This is a genomic window from Sagittula stellata E-37 (assembly GCF_039724765.1).
Classification (GTDB): Bacteria; Pseudomonadota; Alphaproteobacteria; order Rhodobacterales; family Rhodobacteraceae; genus Sagittula; species Sagittula stellata.
Genome location: NZ_CP155731.1, coordinates 31,927 through 48,779 on the forward strand (window position 1 = coordinate 31,927; position 16,853 = coordinate 48,779).

At 64.5% G+C, this 16,853-nt stretch carries 15 protein-coding genes; 4 read left to right on the top strand and 11 right to left on the bottom strand.

Annotated elements, in window-relative coordinates; genetic code table 11:
• Positions 1–124: 124 nt before the first annotated feature.
• Together ABFK29_RS23585 and ABFK29_RS23590 are read left to right on the top strand one after the other, a co-directional pair.
• Complete coding sequence (locus ABFK29_RS23585; RefSeq protein ID WP_005861457.1) at positions 125–589, top strand: cupin domain-containing protein; 465 nt, start codon at positions 125–127, stop codon at positions 587–589.
• Between the two features lie 12 nt (positions 590–601).
• Positions 602–2,089 carry a flavin-containing monooxygenase gene (locus ABFK29_RS23590; RefSeq protein WP_005861458.1) on the top strand — a complete coding sequence of 496 codons (1,488 nt, stop codon included), beginning with the start codon at positions 602–604 and terminating at the stop codon, positions 2,087–2,089.
• Positions 2,090–2,427: 338 nt separating this feature from the next.
• On the opposite strand, the gene ABFK29_RS23595 is transcribed toward ABFK29_RS23590, so the two are convergent.
• From ABFK29_RS23595 to ABFK29_RS23640, 10 genes are read right to left on the bottom strand one after another with little or no spacing between them, the layout of a single operon-like run.
• The gene (locus tag ABFK29_RS23595; RefSeq protein ID WP_005861460.1) at positions 2,428–2,850 is read right to left on the bottom strand and encodes a RidA family protein; all 423 of its coding nucleotides are present in this window, start codon (positions 2,848–2,850) and stop codon (positions 2,428–2,430) included.
• Complete coding sequence (locus ABFK29_RS23600) at positions 2,847–3,254, bottom strand: acyl-CoA thioesterase (RefSeq protein ID WP_005861461.1); 408 nt, start codon at positions 3,252–3,254, stop codon at positions 2,847–2,849. Before ABFK29_RS23600 ends, ABFK29_RS23595 begins: the two co-directional genes overlap by 4 nt.
• Positions 3,254–4,441: a kynureninase gene (gene kynU, locus ABFK29_RS23605; protein WP_005861462.1), complete on the bottom strand. Its 1,188-nt coding sequence runs from the start codon at positions 4,439–4,441 to the stop codon at positions 3,254–3,256. Before kynU ends, ABFK29_RS23600 begins: the two co-directional genes overlap by 1 nt.
• On the bottom strand, positions 4,438–5,277 hold the full coding sequence (locus ABFK29_RS23610; protein WP_005861463.1) for a tryptophan 2,3-dioxygenase: 840 nt from the start codon (positions 5,275–5,277) through the stop codon (positions 4,438–4,440). The genes kynU and ABFK29_RS23610 overlap by 4 nt, the downstream gene beginning before the upstream one ends.
• Positions 5,274–6,896, bottom strand: a complete 1,623-nt coding sequence (locus ABFK29_RS23615; RefSeq protein ID WP_040604889.1) for an AMP-binding protein — start codon at positions 6,894–6,896, stop codon at positions 5,274–5,276. The genes ABFK29_RS23610 and ABFK29_RS23615 overlap by 4 nt, the downstream gene beginning before the upstream one ends.
• Positions 6,897–6,898: 2 nt before the next feature.
• Complete coding sequence (locus tag ABFK29_RS23620) at positions 6,899–8,053, bottom strand: acyl-CoA dehydrogenase family protein (protein ID WP_005861465.1); 1,155 nt, start codon at positions 8,051–8,053, stop codon at positions 6,899–6,901.
• On the bottom strand, positions 8,053–8,853 hold the full coding sequence (locus tag ABFK29_RS23625; protein ID WP_347100715.1) for an enoyl-CoA hydratase family protein: 801 nt from the start codon (positions 8,851–8,853) through the stop codon (positions 8,053–8,055). The genes ABFK29_RS23620 and ABFK29_RS23625 overlap by 1 nt, the downstream gene beginning before the upstream one ends.
• A complete protein-coding gene (locus ABFK29_RS23630; protein WP_005861470.1) occupies positions 8,843–9,322 on the bottom strand; it encodes a MarR family winged helix-turn-helix transcriptional regulator in 480 nt (159 codons plus the stop codon). The genes ABFK29_RS23625 and ABFK29_RS23630 overlap by 11 nt, the downstream gene beginning before the upstream one ends.
• Positions 9,319–10,062 carry an SDR family NAD(P)-dependent oxidoreductase gene (locus ABFK29_RS23635; protein ID WP_005861472.1) on the bottom strand — a complete coding sequence of 248 codons (744 nt, stop codon included), beginning with the start codon at positions 10,060–10,062 and terminating at the stop codon, positions 9,319–9,321. Before ABFK29_RS23635 ends, ABFK29_RS23630 begins: the two co-directional genes overlap by 4 nt.
• The gene (locus ABFK29_RS23640; protein ID WP_040604890.1) at positions 10,059–12,350 is read right to left on the bottom strand and encodes a bifunctional salicylyl-CoA 5-hydroxylase/oxidoreductase; all 2,292 of its coding nucleotides are present in this window, start codon (positions 12,348–12,350) and stop codon (positions 10,059–10,061) included. Before ABFK29_RS23640 ends, ABFK29_RS23635 begins: the two co-directional genes overlap by 4 nt.
• A 144-nt stretch (positions 12,351–12,494) precedes the next feature.
• On the opposite strand from ABFK29_RS23640, the gene ABFK29_RS23645 reads away from it, so the two are divergent.
• Both ABFK29_RS23645 and ABFK29_RS23650 read left to right on the top strand, forming a co-directional pair.
• Positions 12,495–13,733 (top strand): acyl-CoA dehydrogenase, encoded by a 1,239-nt coding sequence (locus ABFK29_RS23645; RefSeq protein WP_005861475.1) that lies wholly within the window; start codon positions 12,495–12,497, stop codon positions 13,731–13,733.
• Between the two features lie 103 nt (positions 13,734–13,836).
• Positions 13,837–15,789, top strand: a complete 1,953-nt coding sequence (locus ABFK29_RS23650; protein WP_005861478.1) for a 3-hydroxyacyl-CoA dehydrogenase NAD-binding domain-containing protein — start codon at positions 13,837–13,839, stop codon at positions 15,787–15,789.
• Positions 15,790–15,800: 11 nt separating this feature from the next.
• On the opposite strand, the gene ABFK29_RS23655 is transcribed toward ABFK29_RS23650, so the two are convergent.
• Positions 15,801–16,826 carry an AraC family transcriptional regulator gene (locus ABFK29_RS23655; RefSeq protein ID WP_347100718.1) on the bottom strand — a complete coding sequence of 342 codons (1,026 nt, stop codon included), beginning with the start codon at positions 16,824–16,826 and terminating at the stop codon, positions 15,801–15,803.
• Positions 16,827–16,853 lie beyond the last annotated feature (27 nt).

A 16,853-nucleotide genomic window follows, 5' to 3' on the forward strand; every position in this document is an offset into this window, starting at 1 on the left:
CCCCACAATAGCACAGTTTTTCCCTGCGCGACGGCTGCCTGCAGATTGGATTCGCTTTCTGGATAACGGGATCTGCCGCGCCTCCGGTAACATCCAAGCCACCAGCGAACAGGGAGTAACAAAAATGCACACTGGAGAAGGCGTCACCGGATCAGCCAATGGACTGGACGGAACCGCATGGAATGTCGTCGGGCACATCTATACGCCCAAGCTTTGGTCGGACAACGCGTTCATCTGGCACGCGGTCGTTCCGGCCGAAACCTTCGTGCCGCCGCACGTTCATCCGACTCAGGATGAATGGATCTACATGCTCGAAGGGGAACTTGAGGTCGAATTCGGCTTCGAAACCGGCGATGTGACAATTCACAAGGCCGGACCCGGAGACACGATCCGGATGCCCATGGGCAAGGCGCATGGCATCTTCAATCGCTCGGGCGCGGAGGCGACCTGCGTGTTTGGCGTCGCGCCATCGCGCAAGCTCTTCGAGTTGTTCGGCGAGCTGGACGGCGTCACGGACCCGGCGGAACTGGTGCGCCTGTCGGCCCTGCGCGAGGTGGATTTCCTGCCGCCCCCGTCCGACGCCGGATAAGGAGGCAGACCAATGGTTAAACGCAAAACTGTCGCCGTCATCGGCGGCGGGGTCTCTGGGCTGGCCGCCGCAAAGGCTTTTGACGAGCGTGGCCACCGGGTCTTCGGTTTCGAACGCAGCCACGACTTCGGAGGTGTGTGGGAGCTGTCGCGCTCTTACCCCGGCGTCCAGACCCAAAGCCCCAAGGACCTTTATCGCTATACCGATCTGGCCATGCCGGTCGACTATGCCCAATGGCCAAAGGGGCCGCAGGTGCATGCCTATCTGCATTCCTATGCGGACAAGCACAAACTGGGGCGTCTATTTCAGCTCAACACGGATGTGGTGGGGATGGAGCGGCGCGCCGATGGGCAACCGGGCTGGACCCTGACGCTGGAAACCGCCGGGCGCAGGCGTCAGCAGGATTTCGATTTCGTCGCGCTGTGCACCGGTCAGTTTTCCTACAAGAACGTCATCACCCACCCCGGGCAGGACGCGTTTGTCGCGCAGGGCGGACAGGTGATGCATTCGTCGGAATACACCGATCCGGAGATCGCGCGGGGTAAGCACGTGGTGGTTCTGGGCGGCTCGAAATCCGCCACCGACATCGCGGTCAACGCGGTGCAGAACGGCGCGAAACAGGTGACGATGGTCTATCGCCAGAACGTCTGGCGCATCCCCTATTTCGTCGGCGGCATCAACTTCAAGCGGTTGCTCTACATGCGCGCGCAGGAGGCGCAGTTCAACAGCTGGGATCGCGGGCCGGTCAAGCGGGCGCTGGCGGCGATCACCAAGCCGCTGGTCTGGGCCAACTTCCGCGGTCTCGAAACCATGCTGAAGCTACAACTGGGGCTTAAGAAATGGAACATGGTCCCCGACACGCCGATCGAGAAAGAGGCGTCTTGTTCCCTGCCCCTCGTCACGCCGGGACTGTTCGAGGCTCTGAAGGCCGGCAAGCTCAAGCTGATTCAGGGCAGCTATGACCGGTATGTCGGCGACAGCATCCTCATGACGACCGGCGAAAAGGTCCGCTGCGATGTCTCGGTCCTGGCGGTGGGCTGGAAGTTGGGCGTTCCGGTCCTGCCCGAAGAATACCGCGCCAAGCTGGTCGAGCCGGACGGTCAATACAAGACCTATCGTCTGTCGGTGAACCCGGACTTGCCGGACATGGGCTTTGTCGGCTTCAACTCCAGCTTCTGCACGGTTCTGTCGGCAGAGATGATCGCCAACTGGCTGGTGCGCTATGCCGACGGGCAGCTAACCAACCAACCGACCGAAGCCGAGATGCGCGAGAACATCGACATGATGCTGAACTGGCGGCGCACGGAACGCCCGGCGGCGCAGGTCTATGGCGGATTGTGCTCGGCGCCCTTCCACTTCAAGCATTTCGACGAGTTGCTTGCAGATATGGGCGCAAAGAAAAGCAAACGGTCCAACCCGCTGGCCGAACAGTTTTCGTATCCCGACGCGGATGCTTATGGCGCCTTCCTTGCCTCTACACCCCAATACCGCGCCGGATAAGACGGGAGCCTTCGATGCGTGACAGGGGCGATGCGTTCGACGACATGGACCATGTCGCACGCCCCGAAGCTTTGCCCGGAATCTGGGCAAAGCACGCCCTACGTCATCGAACCCGGGTAGGGACGCGCACCGGCATCTTCGATACGTTGGTGGCCGCGCGCGGACCGCCCCCGCTCCGCCCGAAAGACCGTATCGTTTTCGCACATTGCGGGCCAAAAATGCGGCTCGAAAAGTCGCGACGGACGACGATCCGATCATCGCCGGGGTCACAGTGATTTCATGGTCGTCGGAGGAATGCCGCGCCCCAACTCCGTGACGTCTGGGGACGCGCTGCGTGCTTAGCTGGCCGTGCCCGCCGTGGCGGCGCGATCAATGTAAGCGGTGGCTTCAATTTCGAGCAGGGCGGCGTCCTCGACCAGATCGTTGACAATGAGCATCGACATGGCCGGAAAATGTTTGCCGAAAACGCGCTGGTAGGCTTTGCCGACCTCGCGCTGGTGCGCCAGATATTCAGACTTGTCCTTGACGAACCAGGTCAGCCGGCCGACGTCCGTGACGTCTCCACCGGCGGCGCGGACGATCTCGGCGATGTTGCGCAACGCCTGCTCCATTTGCGCAATAAAGCCGCCCTCGACAAAGACCTTGTCCTTGTTCCAGCCGATCTGGCCGCCGACGTGCAGGGTTCCGTCGGGCATCAGCATTCCGTTTGCGTAGCCAAGGGCGGGGGCCCAGCCTTCGGGCTGGATGGTTTGCGGTGTCATGTCTGGGCCTCCATGATGTCTTCGATCCGGGCGCGCACGTGCTCTGGCCAAGCGGCGGGCCGCCCCTCGCTGTCGACGCAGACGAGGGTCTGGTCGGCCTCGAAACAGACTGTGTCCTGCCGTACCGCGCGGGTCGTCAGCGACAGGCTGCTGCGGCCGAGCCGTGTCAGGGTCAGGCGCAACTCCAGCTGATCGCCATGGCGGCAGGGCCGTTTGAACCGCACGTCGAAGGCCGCCGTCGGCACGCCGGCCTCAGCGTGCATGTCCTCGAACGGCCAGCCAAGGAGGTCGCTGAACAGGGTCTCGACCGCGTCGTTGATCATCTCGAAAAACCGCGGGTAAAAGACGATGCCCGCAGGGTCGCAATGCTTGAACAGCACCTTTTGCGGAAAGGTAAAATGCATCAGGTCACTTTCGATTTCGTCTGATATTTCGGATCGCGCCAAAGGTCTCCCTCGATCACGTCCTCCAGGATTGCCGCCGCTGCAACCACATCGGCGGTGTCAATGTAAAGAGGCGTAAAGCCGAAGCGCATGATGTCCGGTGCGCGGAAGTCCCCGATCACGCCGCGCTCGATCAGGGCCTGCATCGCCTCGTAACCGTGGTCGAAGGCGAAAGAGACCTGGCTGCCACGCTCGGCGGCATTGCGCGGCGAGGCAAGGGTGAGCGTGGGGCAGCGCGACTCGACCTCGGCGATGAAGGTCTCGCACAGCGCGATCGAGGCCGCGCGCAGCGCATCCATGTCGACCCCCTCCCAGACGTCCAGCGCGGCATCTAGAATGGAGAGTTGCACAATCGGCGGGGTGCCGACGCGCAGCCGTTCGGTCGACATGGCGGGGCGATAGCCCGGCTCCATCGCGAAGGGCGCGTTATGGCCCATCCAACCGGCCAGCGCTGGCTCGACCGTCTCGACGATATCGGGCCGCGCATAGATGAAGGCCGGGGCGCCGGGGCCGCCGTTGAAGTACTTGTAGGTGCAGCCAACCGCGAATTCCGCCTGCGATCCGGCCAGGTCCAGCGGCACGGCGCCCGCGCTGTGGGCGAGATCCCAGATCATCACCGCGCCGACGCTATGCGCCTTTTCAGTGATCGCCTTCATGTCGTGCAGGCGCCCCGAGCGATAGTCGACATGCGTCAGCATCACCACCGCGACCTCTTCGGTGATCGCTTCGGCCACGTCCTGCGGCGCGGGGGTGCGCAGCGTGTAGCCCTTGTCGATGGTGCCGATCAGGCCCTGCGCCATGTAAAGGTCGGTCGGAAAGTTGCCGCTGTCCGACAGGATCACCCGGCGGTCGGGCCGCATCTTCAACGCCGCCGCCAGCGCCTGGTAAACCTTGATCGACAGCGTGTCCCCGGTGGCCACCGACCCTGTCGGCGCGCCGATCAGCCCCGCGATCCGGTCGCCCACGCGCGCGGGCAGCGTGATCCAGTCCGCCGTGTTCCAGGCGCGGATCAGCTCTTGTCCCCATTCGCGGCCAATCACCTCGGCCGCGCGGGCAGCGGCGCCTTTGGGCAGCGGGCCAAGCGAATTGCCGTCCAGATAGATCACGCCCTCGGGCAGGTCGAACAGGTCCTTGCGCGGCAGGGTCATAGCTCACCTCTCAAATGCCAGAGTTCGGGAAACAGCTCGACGTCGAGCATCCTGCGCAGATAGGACACCCCCGCCGTGCCGCCAGTGCCGCGCTTGAAGCCGATCACGCGTTCGACGGTCGTGACATGGTTGAAGCGCCAGCGGCGGAAGTAATCTTCGAGATCCACCAGCTTTTCGGCCAGTTCATACAGCGACCAATAAGCGTTGATGTTCTCATAAACGGTCTTCCAGCGGGCCTGAATCTCGGGATGTGCCGCATGCGGCGTGTCCAGTTGCGGGGCGGGCATGGCCGCCTCATCGCCGTCTAGTGTGCGGAACAGGTGGCGCACCACTTCGTCATAGAAACTGGGCCGCCCCAGTTCGGTGGTCAGCATGGCGTGGACTTCTGGCATATGCGCGTGGGGCTTCACCATGTTGGGGTTCCGGTTGCCCAGAACGTATTCGATCATCCGATATTGGTAAGACTGAAAGCCCGAGGAAGGCCCCAGCGCCGCGCGGAAGGTCGTGTAGTCTGCCGGCGTCATGGTGCGCAGCACGTCCCACTGGTTGTTGAGCTGTTCGAAGATCCGGCTGACGCGGGCCAGCATCTTGAACATGGTCGTGGTGTCATTGGCCCGCAGCGCATCCCGCGCCGCGCCAAGCTCGTGCAGGATCAGCTTCATCCACAGCTCCGAAGTCTGGTGCTGGATGATGAAAAGCAACTCGTCATGGGCCGCGCTTTGCGGGGCCTGAGCACTCAGGATCGGATCGAGTTTCAGATAATCGCCATAGGACATGGCATCGCTGAAATCCATTCGTGCCCCGCCGGTGCCGGGGTCATAGGCGCCTTGGCTCATGTCGCCGTGCCTTTCAGTCTGAAACGCTGGATCTTGCCGCTTTCGGTCTTGGGCAGCGCGTTGGTAAAGACGACCGAGCGCGGGTACTTGAACGGCGCGATGGTGGCCTTGACGTGATCCTGCAAGAGCTTGACCAGCGCCTCGGAGGGCACCTCTCCGTCGCCCAGCACCACATGCGCTTCTACGATGGCGCCGCGATCCTCGTTCGGCACGCCGATCACCGCGCATTCCGCCACGGCTGCGTGGGACAGCAGCGCGGCCTCGACCTCGGGCCCGGCGATATTGTAGCCGGACGAGACGATGATGTCGTCGCTGCGAGCAGCGAAGTGGAAATACCCGTCTTCGTCCTGGGTGAAGCTGTCGCCCGAAATGTTCCAGCCGTCTTGCACGTATTCGTCCTGCCGTTCGCCAAACATGTAACGACATCCGGTCGGCCCGCGCATGGCGAGCCGCCCGATCTCGCCGCGCGGCAGTTCGGCGCCGTCGGGGCCGATCACCTTTGCCTCGTAGCCGCTCACCGGTTTGCCGGTGCAGGCGGGCCGGTGGTCCTCGAACCGATTGGTGATGAAGATATGTAGCATCTCCGTCGCGCCGATCCCGTCCAGCATGGGCTTGCCGGTCTTGGCTCTCCACTCGTCATAGACCGGGGCGGGCAGCGTTTCCCCCGCCGACACGGCGGCGCGCAGCGACGTAAGGTCCGCACCCTCCTCCATTGCGCGTAGCATGGCGCGATAGGCGGTCGGCGCGGTGAAACAGACGGTGGCTTTGTAGGTTTCGATGATCTCCACCATGTTCGGCGGCGAGGCGTTTTCCAGCAGCGTCGCCGTGGCGCCAAAGCGCAGCGGAAAGATCGCCAGACCGCCCAGCCCGAAGGTAAATGCCAGCGGCGGAGAGCCGACGAACACATCGTCGGGTTGCACGTTCAGTACCTCTTTGGCGTAGCCATCCGCGATGATCATCAGATCGCGGTGAAAATGCATTGTCGCCTTTGGATTGCCCGTCGAACCGGAGGTGAAGCCGATCAGCGCCACATCGTCCTGCGCGGTCTGCACGGCGTCGAACTTCACGGGTTTGGTCAGGGCCAGCCGGTCCAGCTCGGCATCGTGGTTGGCGGTGCCGTCGAACCCCGCCACGGTCTTCAGATACGCGCTGCCCTTGGCGCAGGCGGTCATCTCGTCCATCAGCCGCGTGTCGCACAGCGCATGGGTGATCTCGGCCTTCTCGACATACTTGGCCAGTTCGCCTGCGCGCAGCATCGGCATGGTGTTGACGACCACCGCTCCCGCCTTGGTCGCGGCCAGCCAGCAGGCCACCATAGCGGGGTTATTGGCCGAGCGGATCAGCACCCGGTTACCGGGTTTGACGCCCAGATCGTCCACCAGCGTATGGGCCAGCCGGTTGGTCCAGTCCGACAGCTCCTTGTAGGTGCGTCGGCGTCCGTTGCCTATGAGCGCAGTGTAATCCCCGAAGCCCTTGGCGACCATGGCGTCTGTAAGTTCCCACCCGGCATTCAGCCGGTCGGGATAATCGAAACCGTCCAGCAGCAGATCCGGCCAATGCTCTTGCGGGGGAAGCGTATCGCGGGTGAAACTGTCGGTATGGGCGGAAGGCGTCAGCATCGTCATCTCTCCTGGAAGGCGGTGAGGGCCTGGCGCGCGATGATCACGCGCTGCACGTCCGAGGCGCCCTCGTAGATGCGCAAGGCCCTGATTTCACGATAGAGTTTCTCGACAGTTTCGTGCGACTTGACGCCGTCGCCGCCATGCAGCTGCACCGCCTTGTCGATGATGTGCTGCGCCTGGTCGGTGGCGAAGAGCTTGGCCATGGCGGCCTCGCGCGTGACCCGAGGCGCGCCGCTGTCCTTGGTCCATGCGGCGCGGTAGACCAGAAGTGCTGCGGCATCCACGTCGAGCGCCATGTCGGCGATATGTCCCTGCACCATTTGCAGATCGAAGAGCGGCGCGCCCTGGATCTGCCGGGTCGTGACCCGCGCCAGCGCCTCGTCCAGCGCCCGTCGGGCAAAGCCCAAGGCCGCAGCCGCGACGGTCGAGCGGAAGACATCCAGCACCGACATGGCGATCCTGAACCCCTGCCCCGGCTCCCCGATCATCGCTGTCGCGGGCACGCGCAGATCGTTGAATGTCAGCGTCGCCAAGGGATGCGGCGCGATGGTCTGAAGCCGTTCGGTGATTTCGAGGCCCGGCGTGTCGGCGGGCACGATGAAGGCCGACATCCCCTTGGCGCCCGGCGCCTCGCCGGTGCGGGCGAAGACGGTGTAGACATCCGCGATGCCGCCGTTGGAAATCCACGTCTTCTGGCCGTTCAGCACGTAATGGTTGCCGTCCAGCGTGGCGCTCATGGTGTTGGCCGCGACGTCCGACCCGCTGCCCGGCTCGGTCAGGGCGAAGGCCGAGATGGCCTTGCCCGCGCGGGTAAGCGGCAGCCAGTCGGCTTTCTGTTCGGGCGAGCCAAACAGCGAAATCGCCCCCGTCCCCAGCCCCTGCATGGCAAAGGCGAAATCCGCAAGCCCGTCATGGCGCGCCAGCGTCTCGCGGATCAGGCACAGCGTGCGTACGTCCAGCGTGCCATCCTCGGCTCCGGAGTGGCTTGCAAACCCCGCCTCACCCAGCATGGTCACAAGCTGGCGGCAGGCGGCGTCCGTGTCGGAATGATCGACCGCAGACAGGTGATCCGTAGCCCAGGCGTCCAGCGATGCGGCCAGATCGCGGTGCCGACCCTCGAAGAACGGCCAGTGGAGAAAGGTCTTATCTGCCATCAGTCGCCCTCGAACATCGGTTTTTCCTTGGCCACGAAGGCCTCATAGGCGCGGTGAAAGTCCTGCCCCTGCATGCAGATTGCCTGCGCCTGCGCTTCGGCTTCGATGGCCTGTTCGATGGACATGGACCATTCCTGTGCCAGCATGGTCTTGGTCATCATGTTGGCCCAGGTCGGCCCGTCGGCAATGCGCCGCGCCAGCCCCTGCGCTTCAGCCATCAGGTCCTCGGCGGGCACGACCTTGTTGAAGTACCCCCAAGCGTTGCCTTCCTCGGCAGTCATTGACCGGCCCAGATACAGCAGCTCGGCGGCGCGTCCCTGACCGATGATGCGCGGCAGGATCGCGCACGCCCCCATGTCGCAGCCCGCCAGCCCGACGCGGTTGAACAGGAAGGCGGTCTTGGCCTCGGGCGTGGCGATCCTGAGGTCCGAAGCCATCGAGATGATCGCCCCGGCGCCCGCGCATACGCCGTCCACCGCCGCAATGATCGGTTTGCCGCAATGGACCATCGCCTTGACCAGATCGCCGGTCATCCGGGTGAAGGCCAGAAGCTCCTTCATGCTCATCTTTGTCAGCGGCCCGATGATGTCATGCACATCGCCGCCCGAACTGAAGTTGCCGCCGTTTGGCGCAAAGACCACGGCCTTGACCGCATCGCTGTAGTGCAGGTCCCGGAACCAGTCGCGCAGTTCGGCGTAGCTGTCGAAAGTCAGCGGGTTCTTCCGCTCGGGCCGGTCGAGAGAGACGGTCGCGATGCCGTCTTCGATCCTGCACAGGAAGTGCTTCACATCAGTCCGCATTTTTGTCCTCCGCCAGTGTGTCGTTGAGCCGGTCGAGCCGGACGATCATGCCGCTGACATCGTCCGCATCGAGCCCGCCCAGAATGTCGTTGATCCAGGCTTCGTGTTCGACCGAGTGGCGGGCGAACATCTCGTGCCCCTTGTCGGTCAGCCGTACCAGATTGGCGCGCCGGTCTCCGGGAATCGCGACGCGCAACGCCAGCCCCTCTTGGGTCAGCTTATCCACGATACCGGTGATGTTGCCGCCGGATACCTTCAACATGCGAGAGATCTCGCCCATCTTCAGCCCGTCCGGCGCCCGCGACAGGGCCGACATCACGTCGAAGCGGGGCAGGGTCCAGTCGTGTTCGCGCCGCAGTCTGCGCCGCACCTCGTCCTCGATCGACCGGCTGGTTTTCAGGAGCTTCAGCCAAAGGCGCAGCCGCTCTTTCGACAGTGGCGCGGCCGAGGGTTTGGGATGCGCCGTCATATCTCGCCTCCCGACAGGCTCAGAGCGTGACCGTTGACCGAGCGCGCCGCGTCCGAGCAGAGCCAGAGCACGGCACCCGCCACCTCGTCGGTCTGGATGAGGCGTTTCTGCGGGTTCCCCGCACAAAGCGCCGCGCGGGCGTCTTCCTCGGTCTTGCCGGTCTTTTCGACGATGTTGGCTATGGAGCGTTCCAGCATCGGGGTCTCGATAAATCCGGGGCAGATCGCATTGACCGTGATGCCGGTGCGCGCAAGCTCCAGCGATAGCGCGCGGGTCAGGCCCACGACCCCGTGCTTTGCCGCGCAATAGGCCGCGACATAGGGAAAGCCCTTGAGGCCGGCGGTCGAGGCGATGGCAATCATCCGCCCCCACCCGGCGGCTTTCATGTCCGGCAGCGCGGCCTGCCAGACGTTCGCGACGCCGATCAGGTTGACCGACAGCATGGCTTGAAGCTGGTCGGGCGTCATTTTGGCGAAGGGCACGCTGTCGGCGGCGCCCGCATTGGCGACGACGCCCGCGATTGGCCCCTGCCCCGCGCGGGCCGCGTCGAAGGCCTGCCCGACCGCCTGCGCATCGGTCACGTCGCACAGCTGGTAGGGCAGCCCCTGCTCTGCCAGCGGCGCCTCTGACCGGCCCATGATCGTCACTTTGGCACCGGCCTCGGCCAGGGTCCGGGCGGTCTCTGCCCCGACGCCCGTGCCGCCACCGGTGACGACGATATGCTTGCCCTCGACACTCATACCCGGATTGCCTCCGCTTCGCGGTCGGCCAGCCGCCAGCTTTGGTCACGGCCCGCCTCGTAGGGCTTTGGCCATTGGGCGAGGCGGTCACCGATCTTCGCGCCCTCGTGGAGCGTCCAATACGGGTCGGCCAGATGCGGACGGCCAACCGCCACCAGATCGGCGCGCCCCGCCATCAGGATCGAATTGGCGTGATCGGCCTCGTAGATATTGCCGACGGCCATCGTCTTCAGCCCCGCGTCATTGCGGATACGGTCCGAGAAGGGCGTCTGGAACATCCGGCCATAGACGGGTTTTGCGTCGACGGTGGTCTGGCCTGCCGATACGTCGATCAGATCGGCTCCGGCGTCGCTGAACATCCGCGCGATCTGCACCGCCTCGTCGGGGGTGACGCCCGCCTCTCCGACCCAGTCATTGGCCGAAATGCGCACCGACATCGGCTTGCCCACAGGCCACGCCGCGCGCATCGCCGCGAAGACCTCGAGCGGGTAGCGCATGCGGTTCTCGAGGCTGCCGCCGTACTCATCGCCGCGGGCATTCGAGACCGGCGAGATGAAGGACGAGATCAGGTAGCCGTGCGCCGCGTGCAATTCGATCATGTCGAACCCCGCGCGGTCGGCCATCTGCGCCGCCTGGGCGAACTGGTCGCGGATCTCGTCCATCTCGGCGCGCGTGATCTCGCGCGGGGTGGCGTTGCCCTTGGCCCAGGGGATCGCCGAGGCGCTGAGAAGGTCCCAGTTGCCCGCGGCCAGCGGCTTGTCCATCCCCTCCCAGCCGATATTGGTCGAGCCCTTGCGCCCGGAATGACCGATCTGGCAGCAGATCCTGGCGTCGGTGAAATCGTGCACGAACCCGGTCAGCCGCCGCCATGCCGCCTCGTGCTCGGGCGCATAGAGCCCGGGGCAGCCCGGGGTGATCCGGCCCGTCGCGCTGACGCAGGTCATCTCGGTGTAGACCAGCCCGGCGCCGCCCTTGGCCCGCTCGCCGTAATGGGTCAGGTGCCAGTCGTTCGGGCAGCCGTCCTTGGCCATGTATTGCGCCATGGGCGAGACGACGACGCGGTTCTTCAACTCCATGTCGCGCAGCCGGAAGGGCACAAACATCGGCGCCCGCACCGGAGCATCCTCGGCCATCCCCGCATGCGTCATGAACCAACGCTCGGCGCTCTCCATCCACTTCGGGTCGCGCATCCGCAGGTTTTCATGGCTGATGCGCTGCGAGCGGGTGAGCATCGAATAATTCAGTTGCACCGGGTCGAGGCCGAGATAGCGCTCTACCTCCTCGAACCACTCCAGCGAGTTGCGCGCGGCGGATTGCAGGCGCAACACCTCCAGCCGGCGCTCTTCCTGGTAGCGGGTAAAGGCGGCCTCCAGACTGTCTTCGGTGTGGATGTATTCGGCCAGCGCGATGGCGCTTTCCATCGCCAGCTTGCTTCCGGACCCGATGGAGAAATGCGCGGTGGCCGAGGCATCGCCCAGCAGTACGACATTCTCGTGATGCCATGTCTCGCACAACACGCGGGGGAACCGCAGCCAGGCAGAGCCGCGTATGTGGTTCGCATTTGTCATCAGCGCGTGACCGTCCAGATGCTTGGCAAAGATCCGTTCGCAGACTGCGATGGTCTCTTGCTGGCTCATCTCGCCAAAGCCGAAGCGGTCGAAGGTCTCTTGCGCGCATTCCACGATGAAGGTCGCGGTGTCGTCGTCGAACTGGTAGGCGTGGACCCAGATCCAGCCATGTTCGGTTTCTTCAAATATGAAGGTAAAGGCGTCGTCGAATTTCTGATGCGTGCCCAGCCAGACGAACTGGCACAGCCGCTGGTCGATCTCGGGCTTGAAGCTGTCGGCATAAAGCTCGCGGGTCCGGGAATTCAGCCCGTCGCTGGCGACCACGACGTCGAACTCCTTGCGGTAGTCTTCGGCGCTTTGCACCTCGGTCTCGAACCGCAGGTCAACACCCAGTTCGCGCGCCCGCTCCTGAAGCAGTAGCAGCAGCTTCTTGCGTCCGATCCCGCAGAACCCGTGGCCCGAAGAGACATGCACCTCGCCCCGGTAATGCAGCGCGATGTCGTCCCAGTAGGCAAAGTTCTCGCCAATCGCCTTGGCGCTGATCGGGTCGTTGGCAGCAAGGTTCTGGAGTGTTTCGTCCGACAGAACCACGCCCCAGCCGAAGGTGTCGTCAGAGCGGTTGCGCTCGATGACCACGACTTCGGCTGAAGGGTCGCGCAACTTCATCGATATTGCGAAATAGAGGCCCGCAGGACCCCCGCCCAGACATGCAATGCGCATTGCGATCTCCCTTTTCGGCGCCACACCCGCCGGGGCCGCGCGTTGGCATGACGGTAGGTGAGTCGGGCATTTATTTCAAGCTTGAAATGTTTTAGCTTAAAGATTACCAATCGCCCCGACAGCATCCAGAATCGGAGACGGACGATGAGGAACACGGACCCCGGCCAAAGCCATGCCGCCAGCCCTGAGGCCGCGCGCGCGAAACCGGCAAGGCTCGTCTGGGAGGATCCCTTTCTGATCGACTCGATGCTGAGCGAAGAAGAGCGGATGATCCGCGACACGGCCCACGCCTACTGTCAGGAAAAGCTCAAACCCCGCGCGCTGCTGGCCAACCGGAACGAAGTCTTCGACCGCGAGATAATGTCCGAGATGGGCGAACTTGGCCTGCTTGGCCCGACCCTGCCCGAAGACTACGGCTGCGTGGGCGCGAATTACGTGGCCTACGGGCTGATCGCGCGCGAGGTGGAGCGTGTCGATTCCGGCTATCGCTCGGCCATGTCTGTGCAAAGCTCGCTGGTGATGCATCCGATCTTTGCCTATGGCACCGAAGAGCAGCGCCAAAAGTACCTGCCGAAACTCGCCAGCGGAGAGTTCGTCGGATGTTTCGGCCTGACCGAACCTGACCACGGGTCCGATCCGGGGTCGATGATCACCCGCGCGGTCAAGGTCGACGGCGGATACAGGCTCAGCGGCGCGAAGAACTGGATTTCCAACAGCCCGATTGCCGATGTCTTCATCGTCTGGGCCAAGTCCGAGGCGCATGGCGGCAAGATCAAGGGGTTCGTCCTCGACAAGGGCGCCGACGGTTTGGCTGCGCCGAAGATCGAGGGCAAGTTCTCGTTGCGTGCTTCGATCACCGGCATGATCATGATGGACGAGGTCTTTGTTCCCGAAGAGAACCTGCTGCCCCACGCCGAGGGTCTGGCCGGCCCATTCGGCTGTCTCAACCGCGCGCGCTATGGCATCGGTTGGGGCGCCATGGGCGCGGCAGAGGCCTGCTGGCACGCGGCCCGGACTTACACCATGGACCGCAAGCAGTTCGGCAAACCGCTCGCCGCGACGCAGCTGATCCAGAAGAAGCTGGCCGACATGCAGACCGAGATTTCGCTTGGCCTGCTCGCAGCGCTGCGGCTGGGTCGCATGATGGACGCGCACGAAAACTCGGCCGAGCTCATAAGCCTGGTCAAGCGCAACAACTGCGGCAAGGCGCTCGCCATCGCGCGTGAGGCACGGGACATGCACGGCGGCAATGGCGTGTCGGACGAATACGGCGTCATCCAGCATGTGATGAACCTTGAAGCGGTCAACACCTACGAGGGGACGCATGACGTGCACGCGCTGATCCTGGGCCGTGGCATTACGGGCCTGCAGGCGTTTCAATGACCGCTCACGGTCGGCGTCCTGCCCTTCCGCTTGCTTGCCTGCGCTGGCATCCTTCCGACGTGACCCTCTGGCCGCACGCGCCAGCCCACCGCAGGAGATTGAAATGGTCGTAAGCCTGACCCGCGACGCGGATATCGCCATCGTGACAATCGACAACCCGCCGGTGAACGCCGTAGGCCTTGCCGTGCGGCAGGGCCTATGGGACGCTGTCGAACGGACAGAGGCGGACGAGACAATCAGGGCGGTCGTGCTGGCCTGCGCCGGGCGCACCTTCATCGCAGGGGCGGATGTGACGGAGTTCGACCAAGCGCCGGTCGCACCCCACCTGCCCGACCTGCTTTTGCTGATCGAGCGCGCAACAAAGCCGTGGGTCGCTGCCGTGCACGGCACCGCCCTGGGCGGCGGTCTGGAAACTGCCATGGCCTGTCACCACCGGATCATGGACGCGGGCGCCAAACTCGGGCTCCCCGAAGTGACGTTGGGCGTGATCCCCGGCGCGGGCGGCACGGTGCGCTTGCCCCGTCTCGTGGCTGCCGAGACCGCGCTTCAGATGATCACAACCGGCAAGCCGATCTCGGCGTCGGAGGCGGTGCAAGCGGGGCTTGCAGACGCCGTCGCGGTACAAGACGTCCTAGCCGAAGCCATCGATCTGGCGCGCACGGCCCCCGCGCCTACGCCGTTGCTGGACCGGGCGGCCCAAGCCCCCACGGACCCCGTCCTCTGGGACGCCGCTGCTGCGAAGATCCTGAAGAAGGCCGCCGGCCAGACCGCGCCGAAAGCCGCTGTCCAGGCTCTGCGCAACGCCTACGAAATGGACGCGCAGGCGGCGCTGGCCGCCGAGAGAGAGACCTTTCTGACGCTGCGCTCCGCCCCGCAATCCGCCGCACTGCGCCACATCTTTTTCGCCGAGCGCGCCACCGCGCGGGTCGACCGGATCAAAGGGGTCGCCCCTCGACCCCTGAACCGGATCGGCATCATAGGTGGCGGCACAATGGGCGCAGGGATTGCCGCGGCCTGCCTGCTGTCGGGCTATTCGGTGCAGATGATCGAGCGCGACGCAGATGCCGCAGAGGCCGGCAAGGCGCGCGTGTCCGGCACATTGGACGGCAGCCTGAAACGCGGGCTGATCTCGACTGAGCAACACGACAGCATGACCCGGGCTTTTGCGGCTTCGGACAGTTACAGCGCCCTCGGCGACACCGATCTGGTGATCGAGGCCGTCTTCGAGGACATGGAGGTCAAGAAAAAGGTCTTTGCCCAAATTGAAGCCGCGGTGGGACCCGACGCCATCATCGCGACCAACACCTCTTACCTCGACGTGAATGAGATCGCAGCCAGCACCGGCACGCCGTCCCGCGTGGTCGGCCTGCACTTCTTTTCGCCCGCGCATATCATGAAACTGCTGGAAATCGTGGTCCCGGACGGCGTCTCGGACCAGACTCTGGCCACCGCTGTGGCCTTTGCCAAGAGCCTGCGCAAGATCCCGGTTCTGGCCGGGGTCTGCGACGGTTTCATCGCGAACCGCATCATGTCCGCCTACCGGCGCGAGGCGGAATACATGATCGAGGACGGCGCCCTTCCATGGGAGGTCGACGCCGCAATGGTCGGTTTCGGCTTGCCCATGGGCATTTTCCAGATGGGCGATCTGGCCGGGCTGGACATCTCCTGGGCGATGCGCAAGCGGCAGGCGGCCACGCGCGACCCGGCCGAGCGCTACGTCGAGATCGGCGACAAGCTGTGCGAGATGGGGCGTTTCGGGCGCAAGACCGGGCGCGGGTACTACCTTTACGAGGACGGATCGAAGGGCACACCGGACCCCGAGGTCGAGGCCCTGATACTGGCCGAGTCCGCGCGCAAGGGTATCGACCGCCAGCCGATGACGGCCGAAGAGATCATGCGCCGCATCCTCGGCGCCATGCAGGCCGAAGGGCGGAAGATCCTCGCCGAAGGCATTGCGCGCTCTGCTGACGATATCGACGTGGTCATGGTGAATGCCTACGGCTTTCCGCGCTGGCGGGGCGGGCCGATGTACATGGCCGGGTCGACCGACGGCTGAGGCGCGGCGCCTCAGCGCGCTCCGGGCGACGGGTTGTTGCGCCAGTTGCGTGGGGTGGGGCCCATCACGTCGCGAAAGGCGCGGGTAAAGCTTGCGGTCTCGCCATAGCCCGCCCGCAGCGCGACCTCCAGCACGCTCAGGCGGGTCTCTGACAGCATCCGCGCCGCACGTTCGATCCGGTGCCGCCTGCCGAGGTCGCGAAACGTCGTCCCTTCGTCGCGCAACCGCCGCCCCAGCGTGGCCGGGCTGACGCCGAGTTGGCGGCAAACCGTTTCCAGTTCCGCGCCTCCGGGTTGTCCGGCGAGGACCTGCCGCACCTCCTCTGTCCAGGTCCCGATGGCGTGACTGCGCTGTGCGAGCAACTGGATGTAGTGCTGCATCAGCGCGACGAGGTTGGGATCGTGGCCCGGCGCGCGACGGGTCATGTCGACGGGCTGGAACCAGATCGCGTTCATTTCCTGATCGAAGAACACCGGCGCGCGGAAAACGGCCTCGTGTGCGCCCAACCGGGCGGGACGGGCGTGTTCGAACCAGACCTCGGACGGCGCATAGCCGGGCCCGAGCAGAAGGCGGATCAAGCGGTCCACGTATCCCAGCGAGAACTCCACATCCTGACGGCGCGGCGTCAGGTCGTCGTCGGTGATCCGGTAACGTACATGCGGTGCCGGGCTGTCGTGCACATCGAAGGCGGTCGCATCCTGGATGGTGAAGACGCTGGACGACAGCGACCGGACGGCATGGGCCAGATCGGGCGAGGCAGCAAAGATATAGCCTGCTGGGCCCACCAGTTCCGGACCCATGCCCGTCGACAGTTCCAGTCCGAAACTCTCGCGGCCCTGCGCCTCGGCGATCCGGTCGAAGAGCCTCAGGTAGGCGGCAAAGGGCATGGTCCCACCTTCGTCCCTCAGGTCCGCCAGGTTCATTCCCTCGGCCGCAAGCAACGACTCGGCGTCGTCCAGCCGCGCCCCGTTCAGGATACCGCGCAGGATCTTTGTCTGAATCCGCCGGGCGCGCTCATATTCGCCTGTTTCAACCATAGCATGACCTGAAACATCAAGAAATTG